The organism is Mycobacterium sp., assembly GCF_039583785.1.
Taxonomy (GTDB): Bacteria; Actinomycetota; Actinomycetes; order Mycobacteriales; family Mycobacteriaceae; genus Mycobacterium.
In genome coordinates, this window is record NZ_JAVKSG010000001.1 from 135804 (window position 1) to 149021 (window position 13218).

Annotated in this window: 11 protein-coding genes; 7 read left to right on the forward strand and 4 right to left on the reverse strand. The window is 66.2% G+C overall.

Annotated elements, in window-relative coordinates; all coding sequences use genetic code 11:
• The first annotated feature begins 6 nt into the window (after positions 1-6).
• From gatC to gatB, 4 genes are read left to right on the forward strand one after another with little or no spacing between them, the layout of a single operon-like run.
• The gene (gatC, locus tag ABDV69_RS00700; RefSeq protein WP_343571411.1) at positions 7-306 is read left to right on the forward strand and encodes an Asp-tRNA(Asn)/Glu-tRNA(Gln) amidotransferase subunit GatC; all 300 of its coding nucleotides are present in this window, start codon (positions 7-9) and stop codon (positions 304-306) included.
• On the forward strand, positions 303-1784 hold the full coding sequence (gene gatA / locus ABDV69_RS00705) for an Asp-tRNA(Asn)/Glu-tRNA(Gln) amidotransferase subunit GatA (RefSeq protein ID WP_343571413.1): 1482 nt from the start codon (positions 303-305) through the stop codon (positions 1782-1784). The genes gatC and gatA overlap by 4 nt, the downstream gene beginning before the upstream one ends.
• A 50-nt stretch (positions 1785-1834) precedes the next feature.
• Positions 1835-2866, forward strand: coding sequence for an ATP-dependent 6-phosphofructokinase (locus ABDV69_RS00710; protein ID WP_343571414.1), 1032 nt, complete (start codon positions 1835-1837; stop codon positions 2864-2866).
• A 22-nt stretch (positions 2867-2888) separates the two neighbouring features.
• Positions 2889-4412 carry an Asp-tRNA(Asn)/Glu-tRNA(Gln) amidotransferase subunit GatB gene (gatB, locus tag ABDV69_RS00715; protein ID WP_343571416.1) on the forward strand — a complete coding sequence of 508 codons (1524 nt, stop codon included), beginning with the start codon at positions 2889-2891 and terminating at the stop codon, positions 4410-4412.
• Between the two features lie 22 nt (positions 4413-4434).
• Here the strand turns inward: gatB and ABDV69_RS00720 are convergent, their stop codons facing one another.
• From ABDV69_RS00720 to ABDV69_RS00730, 3 genes are all read right to left on the reverse strand, one after another.
• On the reverse strand, positions 4435-6255 hold the full coding sequence (locus ABDV69_RS00720) for a fatty acyl-AMP ligase (protein WP_343571418.1): 1821 nt from the start codon (positions 6253-6255) through the stop codon (positions 4435-4437).
• Between the two features lie 90 nt (positions 6256-6345).
• On the reverse strand, positions 6346-7566 hold the full coding sequence (gene gjpA, locus ABDV69_RS00725) for an outer membrane porin GjpA (RefSeq protein ID WP_343571420.1): 1221 nt from the start codon (positions 7564-7566) through the stop codon (positions 6346-6348).
• A 387-nt stretch (positions 7567-7953) separates the two neighbouring features.
• On the reverse strand, positions 7954-9069 hold the full coding sequence (locus ABDV69_RS00730) for a PQQ-dependent sugar dehydrogenase (protein ID WP_343571581.1): 1116 nt from the start codon (positions 9067-9069) through the stop codon (positions 7954-7956).
• Positions 9070-9292: 223 nt separating this feature from the next.
• On the opposite strand from ABDV69_RS00730, the gene ABDV69_RS00735 reads away from it, so the two are divergent.
• Positions 9293-10096, forward strand: coding sequence for a DoxX family protein (locus ABDV69_RS00735; protein WP_343571582.1), 804 nt, complete (start codon positions 9293-9295; stop codon positions 10094-10096).
• Here ABDV69_RS00735 and ABDV69_RS00740 read toward each other — a convergent pair.
• Positions 10093-10497, reverse strand: a complete 405-nt coding sequence (locus ABDV69_RS00740; RefSeq protein WP_343571422.1) for a PH domain-containing protein — start codon at positions 10495-10497, stop codon at positions 10093-10095. The two genes, ABDV69_RS00735 and ABDV69_RS00740, sit on opposite strands and share 4 nt — an antisense overlap.
• A 312-nt stretch (positions 10498-10809) precedes the next feature.
• Between ABDV69_RS00740 and ABDV69_RS00745 the strand changes: the two genes are divergently transcribed.
• Positions 10810-12675, forward strand: a complete 1866-nt coding sequence (locus ABDV69_RS00745) for an acetolactate synthase large subunit (RefSeq protein WP_343571583.1) — start codon at positions 10810-10812, stop codon at positions 12673-12675.
• Positions 12675-13190 (forward strand): acetolactate synthase small subunit, encoded by a 516-nt coding sequence (gene ilvN / locus ABDV69_RS00750; RefSeq protein WP_343571424.1) that lies wholly within the window; start codon positions 12675-12677, stop codon positions 13188-13190. Before ABDV69_RS00745 ends, ilvN begins: the two co-directional genes overlap by 1 nt.
• The last annotated feature ends 28 nt before the right edge of the window (positions 13191-13218 follow it).

The following is a 13218-nucleotide window of genomic DNA, read 5'->3' on the forward strand; positions in this document are numbered from 1 at the left end:
GCAGTCGTGTCCCAGATCTCCCGCGACGAGGTGGCCCACCTGGCCCGGTTGGCCCGCCTGGCCTTGACCGACGATGAGCTGGACAGCTACGCCGGTCAACTCGACGCCATCCTGACCCACGTCGGCCAGATCCAGGCCGTCGATGTCGCCGGCGTCGAACCGACCGACAACCCGCTCAAGGCCGTCAACGTCACCCGGCCAGATCAGACCGCGCCGTGCCTGACCCAGCAGCAGGCACTGGCTGAGGCACCCGAAGCCCTCGACGGTCGCTTCGTCGTCCCGCAGATCCTCGGGGAACCGCAATGACCGACATCATCCGGCTGGACGCCGCCACGCTGGCCGCGAAGATCGGGGCCAGGGAGCTGTCGTCGACCGAGGTCACCCAGGCATTCCTGGACCAGATCGCGGCGACCGACCGGCGATACGCAGCATTCCTGCATGTTGCCACCGACGCGGCGCTGGCAGCCGCGGCCGCCGTCGACACGTCGCTGGCCGCCGGGGAGCAGCCGGCCTCGGCGCTGGCCGGCGTTCCGCTGGCCCTCAAAGACGTCTTCACCAGCATCGACATGCCCACCACGTGCGGGTCGAAGATTCTGCAGGGCTGGCGTTCGCCGTACGACGCGACGGTGACCGCGCGGCTGCGCGCGGCCGGCATCCCGATCCTGGGCAAGACCAACATGGACGAGTTCGCGATGGGCTCGTCGACGGAAAACTCTGCCTACGGCCCGACCCGCAACCCGTGGAACACCGACCGGGTGCCCGGCGGCTCCGGCGGCGGCAGCGCCGCCGCGCTGGCGGCATTCCAGGCGCCGTTGGCCATCGGCACCGACACCGGCGGTTCGATCCGCCAGCCGGCTGCGCTGACCGCGACCGTCGGCGTCAAACCCACCTACGGCACGGTGTCGCGCTACGGCCTGGTGGCCTGCGCGTCGTCGCTCGACCAGGGCGGACCGTGTGCGCGCACGGTCCTGGACACGGCGTTGCTGCACCAGGTGATCGCCGGGCATGACCCACGCGACTCCACCTCCATCGAGGCCGAGGTGCCCGACATCGTCGGCGCTGCGAGGGCCGGCGCCGCAGGCGATCTCAAGGGCGTACGGGTCGGCGTGGTCAAGCAACTGCGCGGCGAGGGCTATCAACCCGGTGTGCTCGCGTCGTTCAACACGGCAGTCGAGCAGCTGACCGCGCTCGGCGCCGACGTGTCCGAAGTCGACTGTCCCCATTTCGATCACGCGCTGCCCGCCTACTACCTGATCCTGCCGTCGGAGGTGTCCAGCAACCTCGCCCGTTTCGACGCGATGCGCTACGGGCTACGCGTCGGCGACGACGGCAGCCACAGCGCCGAAGAGGTGATGGCATTGACCCGGGCTGCCGGGTTCGGGCCGGAAGTCAAGCGGCGCATCATGATCGGCACCTACGCGCTGTCGGCCGGCTACTACGACGCCTACTACAACCAGGCGCAGAAGGTGCGGACATTGATCGCCCGCGACCTCGACGCTGCGTATCAAACCGTGGACGTGCTGGTTTCGCCGACCACGCCGACGACGGCATTCCCGTTGGGGGAGAAGGTCGACGATCCGCTGGCGATGTATCTGTTCGACCTGTGCACGCTGCCGTTGAACCTGGCCGGACACTGCGGAATGTCGGTGCCGTCGGGATTGTCCGACGACGACAACCTGCCGGTCGGGCTGCAGATCATGGCGCCGGCGCTGGCCGACGACCGGCTCTATCGGGTTGGGGCCGCCTACGAGGCCGCTCGGGGAGCGCTGCCGTCGGCCATCTGAGCCAGACGCGATCGGCTGCCGCCCGGGCTGTTACGGGGCAAGATGGACGCATGCGGATTGGAATTCTCACCGGCGGTGGCGACTGTCCTGGCCTCAACGCCGTCATCCGGGCGGTGGTGCGCACCTGCGAGTCCCGTTACGGGTCGTCGGTAGTCGGATTTCAGGACGGCTGGCGCGGGCTGCTGGAGAACAGGCGCATCCAACTGGCCAACGACGATCGCAACGATCGCCTGCTGGCCAAGGGCGGAACGGTGCTCGGCACCGCCCGGGTCAATCCCGATAAGCTACGGGCCGGCCTGAACCAGGTCAAGCAGACGCTGGATGACAACGGCATCGACGTGCTCATCCCGATCGGCGGCGAAGGCACACTGACCGCCGCGCACTGGCTGTCCGAGGAGAACGTGCCCGTCGTCGGTGTGCCCAAGACCATCGACAACGACATCGATTGCACCGACGTGACTTTCGGCCATGACACGGCGTTGATGGTAGCCACCGACGCCATCGACCGGCTGCACAGCACGGCCGAGTCGCACCAGCGGGTGATGCTGGTGGAGGTGATGGGCCGGCACGCCGGTTGGATCGCGCTCAACTCCGGGTTGGCGTCCGGCGCGCACATGACTCTCATCCCCGAGCAGCCTTTCGACATTGACGAGGTATGTCGGCTGGTCAAGCGGCGCTTCCAGCGCGGCGACTCGCACTTCATCTGTGTGGTGGCCGAGGGCGCCAAGCCGGCCGAAGGGTCGATGAAGCTGGCCGAAGGTGGCACCGACGAATTCGGCCACGAGCGATTCACGGGCGTGGCCGCACAGTTGGCCATCGAGGTGGAGAAGCGGATCAACAAAGACGTCCGGGTGACGGTGCTCGGCCACGTCCAGCGCGGCGGCATACCGACCGCCTACGACCGTGTCCTGGCGACCCGGTTCGGCGTCAACGCCGCCGACGCCGCGCACGCTGGTGAATACGGGCAGATGGTGTCGTTGCGCGGCCAAGACATCGGCCGGGTGGCGCTGGCCGATGCGGTGCGCCAGCTGAAGCTGGTCCCGCAGAGTCGCTACGACGACGCCGCGGCCTTCTTCGGCTAGCCGGCCGCTTAGGATCTGGTGCATGACTTCTCCTGCCAGCGTTCCCAGTGCGGCCGGCGGTGAACTGCTCGACTACGACGATGTGATCGCGCGCTACGACCCGGTGCTCGGCATGGAAGTGCACGTCGAGCTCTCCACCGCCACTAAGATGTTCTGCGGTTGCGCCAACGAGTTCGGCGCCGAGCCCAACACGCACGTCTGCCCGGTGTGCCTGGGCCTGCCCGGCTCGCTGCCCGTACTTAACGAGGCCGCCGTCGAATCGGCCATCCGGATCGGGCTGGCGCTCAACTGCGACATCGCGCCGTGGGGCAGGTTCGCCCGCAAGAACTACTTCTATCCGGACCAGCCGAAGAACTACCAGATCTCGCAGTACGACGAGCCGATCGCCATCAACGGCTACCTCGACGTTCCGCTCGACGACGGCAGCACCTGGCGGATCGACATCGAGCGCGCCCACATGGAGGAGGACACCGGCAAGCTGACCCACCTGGGCAGCGACACCGGCCGCATCGCCGGCGCGACGTCGTCACTGGCCGATTTCAACCGGGCCGGGGTGCCGCTGATCGAGATCGTCACCAAGCCGATCGAAGGCACCGGCGAGCGGGCACCGGAGATTGCCCGCGCCTACGTCACCGCATTGCGAGGCCTGTTGCGTGCGTTGGATGTTTCCGACGTCCGGATGGATCAAGGTTCGATGCGCTGTGACTCCAACGTGTCGCTGAAGCCGATCGGCGCCACCGAGTTCGGTATTCGCAGCGAAACCAAGAACGTCAACTCTCTCAAGAGCGTCGAGGTCGCCGTCCGCTACGAGATGCGGCGCCAGGGTGCAGTTCTGGCCTCCGGTGGACGAGTCATCCAGGAAACCAGGCACTTTCACGAAGATGGCTTCACCAGCTCGGGTCGCACCAAAGAAACCGCGGAGGACTACCGCTACTTTCCCGAGCCTGACCTCGAGCCGGTCGCGCCTAGCAGCGAGCTCGTGGAGCGGCTGCGCTCAACCATCCCTGAGCTACCGTGGTTGCGCCGCAATCGGATTCAGCAGGACTGGGGTCTTTCCGACGAGGTGATGCGCGATCTGGTCAATGCCGGCGCCGTGGAACTGGTCATCGCGACCGTCGAGCGAGGCGCCTCCAGCGAGCAGGCGCGGGCCTGGTGGGGGAACTTCCTGGTGCAAAAGGCCAACGAGGTCGGCGTCGAACTCGACGAATTGCCCATCAGCCCGGCCCAAGTCGCAGCGGTGGTGGCGCTGGTCGACGACGGCAAGCTGACCACCAAGCTGGCCCGCCAGGTGGTCGAGGGCGTGCTGGGCGGCGAGGGCGAACCCGAACAGGTGATGACTGCGCGCGGTTTGGCTGTGGTGCGCGACGATTCGCTGATCCAAGCCGCCGTGGACGAAGCGCTGGCAGCCAATCCCGATGTCGCCGAGAAGATTCGCGGCGGCAAGGTGCAGGCGGCCGGTGCGATCGTGGGCGCGGTGATGAAAACCACCAAGGGTCAGGCCGACGCCGCGCGGGTGCGTGAACTGGTGCTCGCTACCTGCAGCTAGCGGGTGCGGGCGTGCCGATCGGTCAGATTTGGCCGGATGCCCGGTGCTGCAATGACCACGCCAGTTTGATGAGACCGGCCACCTTGGCCGCCGCCTCCAGGTTTTCGTCGGGCGGCGCCGCTTCATGCCGTTCGGCCAGCGTCTCAAGGTCGCGGTCGAGGAACTGCTGCCGACACTGGCCGCGCTGGATCTTGCCGCTCGACGTCGTGGGAATCCGCCTTGGCTCCACCAGGATCACGGAGTCTGCCTGGATCCGATGCTGTTCTGTGAGCGCGGTCTGGATGGCGTTCACCATCTCGGTGAGTTCGGCCTCACCGATTCGATGGCGGTCCACCTCCTGCACGACAACGAGCTGTTCGGTGGCACCCGGTCTCGGTGTGAGCGCGAAGACCGCACCACGGCCCGTCAGGAACGCCGGATGGCAGCCCTGCACGGTCATCTCGATGTCGTTGGGGTAGTAGTTGTGGCCGTCGATGACGAGGAGGTCCTTGCAGCGCCCGGTGATGAACAGTTCGCCGCAGCGCAGGAAACCCAGGTCCCCGGTACGCAGGAACGGGCCCTCGCCGGTAGTCGACAGGAACGCCGAGAAGGTCTGCTCGGTCTCTTCCGGCCTTCCCCAGTAACCCCGGGCAACGCTGGCCCCGGCGACCCAGATCTCACCGACCTCGTCCGGCCCGCAGGGCCGGTGGGTCTCCGGATCGACGATGACAACGTGCTGTCGGGGTTGACCGCAACCCACCAACGTCGCCGCGGTGGCGTCGTCCGGCGCGGCGTCGGCGATGCGGTCCTCGCCGAGCGCGGTGCGATCCAGGTGGGCGAGCACCGGCAGCACGCAGTCCGATCCTCCCGACACCAGCAGGGTGGTCTCCGCCAGCCCGTACACCGGAAGAAACGCTTCCGGCCGGAAACCGGCGGGTGCGAAGGCCTCGGTGAAAGCGTGCAATGTTGCGGCATGCACTGGCTCGGCACCGCTCATAGCGGTGGACAGGCTGGACAGGTCGAGTGCGGCGCGCTCCGCCGCATTGCTGGTTTCGACGCATTTGTCGTAGGCGAAGTTCGGCGCGACGGTCATGGTGGCGCGGTGCCGGGAGATGGCTTCCAGCCACCGCATGGGCCGCTGGATGAAGGCGGTCGGCGACATGAGCACGCTGGTGCACCCGATGTCCACCATCGCGAGGCAGCCGCCGATGAGGCCCATGTCGTGATGCTGCGGCAGCCACAGCATAGCGATTTCGTGGTCGTCACCGGGCCACGCCTGATGGATGGCCGCCAAGTTGTGCAGCAGGTTGCCGTGGCTGAGCACAACACCCTTCGGGGAGCGGGTGGAGCCCGAGGTGTACTGCACCATGGCGGTTGCGCTTTCGTCGATGCCTGGGGGCACCCAGCTTTCGGCGTCCCCGACCACCTCGTCCGTGTTGCCCCACCGCAAGGGTCGCCCATTGACCAGACCGTCTACCGCGGCCTGGACTTTCGCTTGCGTCTCGGAGGTGGCGAGCGCGAAGTCGGCTTGCGCATCGGGCACCACCGACGTGAGGCGTGGAGCCAGGCGTTGGTGCACCGGCACCGCGACGGCGCCCGCATAGACACACCCGAAGAAGCCGGCGACGTGGTCCAGACCCGGGCCGCATAACACCAGGACACGCTGGCCCGCGGCGCCCTGTTGTTGCAGCTCAGACGCGATTGCTCGGGCCTTGATGTCCAGCTCGCGGTAGGTCAGCCGGCTACTGTCTTCGCCGTCGCCGTTGTAGGAGAAGCTGAACGCCACCTTGTCCCGGTAGCGTTCGGCTCTGCTCCGCAGGAGGTCCACCAGGGTGTGCACGGCGGGCGTTGTGTCCTCTGGCATCTCGTCACCTAAACCGTCGTGCAGAGCGATCGGCTCCCTTTGCGGGAGCCGATCGCTCCTGGTTGTCGCCTGGGCAGGTCTGGACAGGACTCAGAAGAGGCTGGTCAGGATGTTACCGATGTCGTTCGGCAGCGCGGACAGGTCGCCCAGGATGCTGCTCAACGAGGTCACCGCGTCGGCGGGCAGCGCGTCGGCAGGCAGCGTGTCGGCAGTCAGGATGCTCGCGGCATCGCTGGCCGGCGACGCGTCCAGGGTGGGGTACGTCAGCGTGGACAGCGGGGGGACCGGGACGGGCTTCTTGCCGTCCCAGCCGTCGCCGAGCAGCTGCCCGATGGCCTGCGAGAAGCCCTCCAACGACGCGATCGGGCCGACCGGTTCGCCCGGAATATCGATCGGGGTGGTGCCTAAATCGACGTTAAGGCCGAGGCTGTTGAAGATCGAGCCGCCGACAGCGGGTATCGAGTGGCCAATTTCAGTGCCGCTGCTGTTGAAGAACTCGTAAGGGCCCGCCGTCACGGAGCCGGGGCTGAACAGCCCGCCGAACGCGTAGTTGAGCCCGGTGAGTTCGGTGCCCGCCGGCAAAAGATTCAATTGGCTGAGCAGCGGCACCAGCGCATCGAGGTTGAGGCTGGCGCCGTTGAAGAAGGCGCCGACGAAGTTAGCCGGCGCGTCGACCAGGGCTGTCATTGCCGCCGTCGTGTCACCGCTTTGGAGATCGGTCGCAATCGCCTCGATGCTGTTGAGGCCCGCCACCCAGGGGCTGATGAACGGGCCCACGTCGCCGATGAACATGGCGCTCGCCGGTGAGGACAACAACTGGATGATCGCCTCAGCCGCGGGCTGGTCAGCCGTCGGCAAGCCACTGGGAAGAAGGCTGACGGCGACGCCGTGGAGACTATCGAGGGTGTGAGCCTCCACCGTCTTGATGGTGGCGTCGCTCGCGCCGACCAGGAACACCGACGACAACACGTTCTGCAGGTTGTTGCCGAAATCAGTCAAGACGGTGCTGAGGCTCGACGGGTCGTTAATCACCTGATCCAGGAAGCCGACCTGGTTGACGATGGCCTGCTGCAGCCCCACGCCGGGGGCCAGGCCGAAGTCGTCGGCGAGGATCGTGGCGTTCGCGGACGCGTCGTTGAACTGGGTCACCCACGCCGAAAGAAGATCGGTTTCGCCGGAGGTGAGCCTTACGGCTCGGGACTGGAGATCAAGCAGGTCGGGTAATGGCCGGGCGACCGGGATGGCGGCTATGCTTCCCGCTCCTACGAGGGCGACACCGGCGGTGATCCAGGGGGGAGTGGCGAGTTGCATGGCAGGCTCCTTGCATCCATGTCTAATTGACAGGGAGTAATTTACCTAAACGTAGGATAAGAGTCCAGGCTTATGAAATGTTAATTTCACAGCTGCGGTGTCGTTGCGCGACCGACCGGCAGCCCGCCGAGGATTGAGAACAGGTTCGCCAGAATGTCGTCAACAATGTCGGCAGGCTGACCACGAGTTAGCCCAAGGCATAGCGCCGGGTCCGGCGCGTAGAGCGGGCGTGCTTGGCAATCGATGTACTCACTTGATGAGCGACCGGGGTGCGCTTGCCGGTGAACACCTGCCGCCGCCTCGAGCGCACATCGCCGATTGTGAATCGCGCGACGAAACACGCCGATTAAGCGTCGTCAGATTCACACCCGCTGGGGTGAGGCTGGGCTAGGTCTTGTCGTCGTTGGCCCGCGGGAAGCCGCCGCCCTGCGGGAACAGCGGGAACACCACGTCATCGAACTTCGTGGCGTCGCCGCTGGTCCTGTTGATCGTGTCGCCCCAGATGTTGCCGTCCGGCGACATCCGCAGCGCCCATGCATGCCCGTGGGCGTCCTGGCGAACGACGTCCGGTTGACCGGTGACGGCACCTGTGCCCTGCGCGAGGTGGATCGCGACCGTCTGCTTGGTGTTGACCAGGTTGATCAGCACGGTGCCGTCCAGCGCTGAACAACCGGCGACCCCGGGGCGGTCCGGCCAGTTCCACACCGTGGAAACCTTGGAGTCCTTGGTGATTCGCTGCAGCCGGTCAGATGTGGGCGTGCGGTCGGCGATGAAGAGCGAGCCGTCGATGGGGTCGGTGCACATGCCACCGCCGACGCCGATGCCACTGAGCGCTGTGGTCGGCGGGGCCTGGTTGACCGTGGTGGGCTGCTCGATGCGAATCACCTTGCCCGCCAGCGACGCGGGGTCATTGGCCAGCGCCGGATTGCCTGCGTCGCCGGTCATCACGAGTAGCGTGGTGGGACTGGTGAACATCAACGCGCCGGTATTGCCATTGGCGCCCTTGGGAATTCCGGTCAGGATGTCTTTGGGCGTATCGTCGTCGGCGACCCGGATGACCCGGTTGTCGGTCGGGGTGCTGACGTAGGCGTACATCAGCCGGTCCTGCGAATACGTCGGCGAGAGCGCGATGTCCATCAATCCGCCATCGCCGGTCGGGTCGACGGGAAGGACGACCTTCACCTTGGGCTCGGCGCTGACCGACACCTCCTTGACCGCGCCAGTGGTTCGCTCGGCGACCAGAGCAGATTTGCTGTCGGGCCGCATGAGCAGGCCGCTGGTGCTCTCCAGGCAGCCCTGCATCACCCCGGGGGCGGGACATTCCTTCGGGAACGGCTTGTCCGGCAGCGGTGGCGGCGGAGGCGGCGAGGAGCTCGGCGCGCCATGCCGCTCGGGTTCGGTGGTGAACGGCTGTGACTGGACATCGTTGAACTGGGCGCAACCAGCCAGAACGAGCATCGCCGAGCAGAGCGCAGACAGACCGCGCAGCCTCGACCACCACAACCGCATAGCTGCCAGATTACGGACATGTCCGCGCCTGCGCCCGAGACGGGTACCGTCCGCCACCGTCATTTGCCCGCAAACACCCAGCCGCGCTAGGTGGTGCGCAAATCCCAACCTCGAATGCCCCGCTCAAATCCCCGATTCGCAGGAATTTGCCTTTACCCTTGCACGAGTGACCAGTCAATCGAAAGACGCACATTGGCAACGAGGGGACTCATCCGCTCTGCCAACTGCTGAGCGGCGGACCGCCGCGCAGCTGGTCGACCCCGAAGACGACCTGCCATCAGATACCTACGCAGGCGATTTCGAGACGACCCAGATTCCGCACTACGACGCCGCCGATTCCGGCAGCGTCCGCTCGTCGAGCAGCGGAGCCGGGGTGCTCGGCGGCCACGAGCCTTTGCCGTACCAGCCGCAGCCCACCGGCCGGCACTCGGTGTTCGCGCCGGCAGGGATGGACCAGCACGAACACTTCGACGATCAGCGGGTACGCGCTGCCGGCCGCCGCGGTACGCAACATCTCGGCCTGTTGATTTTGCGGGTCGGCCTCGGCGCCGTTTTCCTTGCCCACGGGCTACAGAAGTTGTTCGGCTGGTGGGGTGGAGAAGGCCTGACCGGCTTCAAGAACGCGCTGTCCGAGGTCGGCTATCAGCATGCCGACATCCTCACCTACGGCGCCGTGGGCGGCGAGATTGCCGCCGGTGTGCTGCTGGTACTCGGCCTGTTCACTCCGATTGCCGCTGCGGGCGCGCTGGCCTACCTGACCAACAGCATGCTCGCGGGCATGTCCACCCAGCACGGTCACCGGTCGTTCCCGTACTTCCTGCCGAACGGCCACGAGTACGAGATCTCGCTGATCGTGATGGCCGCCGCCGTCATCCTCGTGGGTCCGGGTCGCTACGGCTTCGATGCCGGCCGCGGCTGGGCGCGGCGACCGTTCATCGGTTCGTTTGCCGCCCTGGTGCTCGGCATCGGCGCGGGGGTTGGGCTCTGGATTTTGCTCACCGGCACCAACCCGGTGGGTTAATCCGCGTACGGATTGGGCACTCGGCCGGCACTGGCCTGAGTCAGCTGCGGCAAGGTGGCAAAGGTGACCGCGGGCAGTCGCAACTGGTGGCCGTCTTTCAGTTGAGCGCGACCCCATGAGCCTCTGCTGAATCGCAGGCCTTCGATGTCCTCCCAGCGCACCGACCGGCTGCCCAGCAGCGTGCGCACGGTCACGCCGGTGTCGTCGGCCCGCGTGCGGAGCCGAACGATCAACGCCGACAACAGCACCGGGATGCTCAGCAGCGGAGCTGCTACCGGCCAGGTGAGCACCGGCACCAGCAGTCCGAGGGCGAAGAATCCCACCGCGAAGTGGGCTATCGGCGAGATATTGAGCACCACCGGCGAGGTGGCGTGGGCATCCTCCGCTGAATCGGTGGCCATCTAAGCATCATGGCACCGGGCCGGTCCGAGACCTCGGCGGCCACCGGCATTTGACGGTTGACCAGTACGGCAGCTACCGTCATGGGGCGATGAACACATTTGGAGAGCTCGTAGTAATCCACATGCGCGTTGGTGCCTGACTGATCGAGTCCATCAACGCGCAACCCTCGTGCAGCTGCTGAGCTGACGGGGGTTTTTTGTTGCCCACCGTCGACGTGGCGTCAACGAAACGATCACCTACAACTTTCCAGGGCAACCGAGGACAAGAAGGACACCGTGAGCGCACCTACCAGATCGCACTCCGAGCCGAACATGCCGGCCCCGAAGTCTGCGTCGCAGGATGTGGCCCGTATCGCCTCCGACGCGGCGAAGCCTGCTGCCAAGCCGCCGACGGTTCGGCCGAAACATGTTGCACCGGAACAACTTACGGGTGCGCAGTCGGTAATCCGGTCGTTGGAGGAGCTCGACGTCGAGGTTATCTTCGGTATCCCCGGCGGTGCCGTGCTTCCGGTTTACGACCCGCTGTTCGACTCGAAGAAGCTGCGCCACGTGCTGGTTCGCCACGAGCAGGGCGCCGGCCACGCGGCCAGCGGCTACGCCCACGCCACCGGAAAGGTCGGTGTGATGATGGCCACCTCCGGCCCCGGTGCCACCAACCTGGTGACTCCGCTGGCCGACGCGCAGATGGACTCCATTCCGGTGGTCGCGGTGACCGGCCAGGTCGGACGGTCGTTGATCGGGACGGACGCCTTCCAGGAGGCCGACATCTCCGGCATCACGATGCCGATCACCAAGCACAACTTCCTGGTTCGCGACGGCGACGAGATCCCCCGGGTGCTGGCTGAGGCCTTCCACATCGCCGCCAGCGGTCGGCCGGGCGCGGTGCTGGTCGACATCCCGAAGGATGTGCTGCAAAGCCAGTGCACCTTCAGCTGGCCGCCGCGGATGGACCTGCCCGGCTACAAGCCGAACACCAAGCCGCACAACCGTCAGATCAATGAGGCCGCCAAGCTGATCGCCGCCGCCCGCAAGCCGGTGCTCTACGTCGGCGGCGGGGTGATCCGGGGCGAGGCATGTGAACAATTGGGCGAACTGGCCGAGCTGACCGGCATCCCGGTGGTCACCACGCTGATGGCGCGCGGCGCCTTCCCGGACAGCCACCGCCAGCATCTGGGCATGCCGGGTATGCACGGCACCGTCTCAGCGGTGGCCGGGCTGCAGCGCAGCGACCTGCTGATCGCGCTGGGCACCCGTTTCGACGACCGGGTCACCGGGCAACTCGACTCGTTCGCCCCAGAGGCCAAGGTCATTCACGCCGACATCGACCCCGCCGAGATCGGCAAGAACCGCCATGCCGATGTACCGATCGTCGGTGACGTCAAAGCCGTCATCACCGAGTTGATCGGGGCACTGCGCCGCCATCGAGACAAGGGCACGGCCGAAATCGCTGACATCGCTGACTGGTGGACCTATCTCGACGAGGTGAAAGCCACCTACCCGTTGAGCTACGGGCCGCAAAGTGACGGCAGCCTGAGCCCGGAGTACGTGATCGAAAAGCTGGGCGCGATCGCCGGTCCCGATGCGGTGTACGTCGCCGGCGTTGGTCAGCATCAGATGTGGGCTGCGCAGTTCATCTCCTACGAGAAGCCGCGAACCTGGCTCAACTCCGGCGGTTTGGGCACTATGGGTTTCGCCATCCCGGCAGCCATGGGCGCCAAGATGGCCCGACCCGACGCCGAGGTGTGGGCGATCGACGGCGACGGCTGCTTCCAGATGACCAACCAGGAGCTGGCCACCTGTGCGATAGAAGGCGCACCGATCAAGGTTGCGTTGATCAACAACGGCAACCTCGGGATGGTGCGCCAGTGGCAGACCCTGTTCTACGAGGAGCGGTACTCGCAGACCGACCTGGCCACCCACTCTCGCCGGATCCCCGACTTCGTCAAGCTGGCCGAGGCGCTGGGGTGCGTCGGATTGCGTTGCGAGCGTGCAGAAGATGTCGTTGACGTGATCAACCAGGCGCGGGCGATCAACGACCGCCCGGTGGTGATCGACTTCATCGTCGGCGCCGACGCTCAGGTGTGGCCGATGGTGGCGGCCGGGACCTCCAACGACGAGATCCAGGCCGCCCGCGGTATCCGCCCGCTGTTCGACGACGGCGTCGAGGGGCACGCCTGATGACCTCCGGATCGACGAGGACGCACACCCTGTCGGTGTTGGTCGAAGACAAGCCCGGTGTGCTGGCGCGCGTCGCAGCGCTGTTCTCCCGGCGCGGGTTCAACATCGAGTCGCTGGCTGTCGGTGCCACCGAGCAGAAAGACATGTCGCGGATGACCATTGTGGTCTCCGCCGAGAGCACCCCGCTCGAGCAGATCACCAAGCAGCTCAACAAGTTGATCAACGTCATCAAGATCATCGAGCAGGACGACAACAGCTCGGTGTCGCGCGAGCTGGCGCTGATCAAAGTCCGTGCCGATGCCGGAACCCGCAGTCAGGTGATCGAGGCGGTGAACCTGTTTCGCGGCAAGGTGATTGACGTGTCGCCGGAATCGCTGACTATCGAGGCCACCGGTGACCGCGGCAAGCTGGAAGCGCTGCTGAAAGTGCTCGAGCCGTTCGGCATCCGCGAAATCGTGCAATCGGGTGTGGTTTCCCTGTCCCGGGGGCCACGCGCCATCGGTACCGCCAAATAACCCAACCAGTTTCAAAAAGCCGAGAAAG